The organism is Parasphingomonas frigoris (assembly GCF_036663815.1).
GTDB lineage: Bacteria > Pseudomonadota > Alphaproteobacteria > Sphingomonadales > Sphingomonadaceae > Sphingomonas.
Genome location: NZ_JAXOJQ010000080.1, coordinates 1 through 1,118 on the forward strand (window position 1 = coordinate 1; position 1,118 = coordinate 1,118).

The 1,118-nt window shown below is 62.2% G+C and carries 1 pseudogene; it reads right to left on the reverse strand.

Annotated features, from left to right (window positions below):
• Positions 1-625 (reverse strand): annotated as a pseudogene (locus tag U1872_RS22595) (transposase); the annotation flags it as partial.
• Positions 626-1,118: the final 493 nt, after the last annotated feature.

Consider the following 1,118-nt stretch of genomic DNA (forward strand, 5'->3'; position numbering starts at 1 on the left):
AGGCTCCAGCGCTGGTTGGGCAGCGCCAGCACCGGGGCCGGCGCCCGTGCGCCGACGGCGCGCTTTCGTCCCTTCCGGCGACGCACCGTCAGACCTTCCTCGCGGTAGAGCCGCTGGGTCTTCTTGCGGTTGATCGTGATGCCGTCCCGACGCAGCAGGATGTGCAGGCGCCGATAGCCGAACCGCCGGCGCTGCTGCGCCAGCTCGCGTAATCGCGACCGCAGGTCGCCATCATCTGATCGGCACGAGCGATACCGCATGCTTTTGCGATCCGCCCCGACGACAGCACACGCCCGCCGCTCGCTCATCCCCAGCGCCGTCTGGAGATGCGCGACCGCTTCCCGCTTCGCGGCAGGCGTCACCATTTTTTTGAAAGCAGGTCCTTCAGACCTGCGTTGTCGAGCATCGTGTCCGCCAACAGCCGCTTGAGCCTCGCGTTCTCCTCCTCGAGCGCCCGCAGACGCTTTGCATCGGACACCTCCAGCCCACCAAACTTGGCCTTCCAGGCGTAATAAGTCGCGCTCGACATCCCGTGCCGTCGGCACAGATCCGTCACCACCGCGCCAGCCTCGGCTTCCTTCAGGATGCCGATGATCTGCTCTTCCGAAAACTGCTTCCGCTTCATCTGTCCGTCCCTTTCCGGGGGCGGACTCTAGCTCCAACTGGAGGAAAAAACGGGGGTCACGTCAGCGCCCTTTCATCCGACCCGTGTCGGCGCAGCCGCGACGGCTCGCGCAATTGCGTCACGGATTAACACGTAATGCGGTCCAAGTATTGGTCATTGCCCAAGCGCAGCCTACCGAACCAGACACGATCCGCCTATTCTCGCTTCCAAGCATCAAGCGTCTCACAAGGGTCCGTTTCTCGCTTAGGTAGACCAGCCATGCGCAGAATGCCGTTATGCATGTGTCCGGTGGTATAATATAAGCGTGTCCTTCGCCTGCGGAAACGTGATGCGCAGGCACGTTTAAGGCAGTTGCGCTCCACCGACGCCCAACTCTAGCTAGCGGTTCGTCGCAAGCCTGAATTTAGATGGCTGCTCGCCAAACATTCGGCAGGATGAACCAACGGCTGAAGTTGGGAAGCGGGTAACCCCCGACGAACGTCCGCTACTGGGA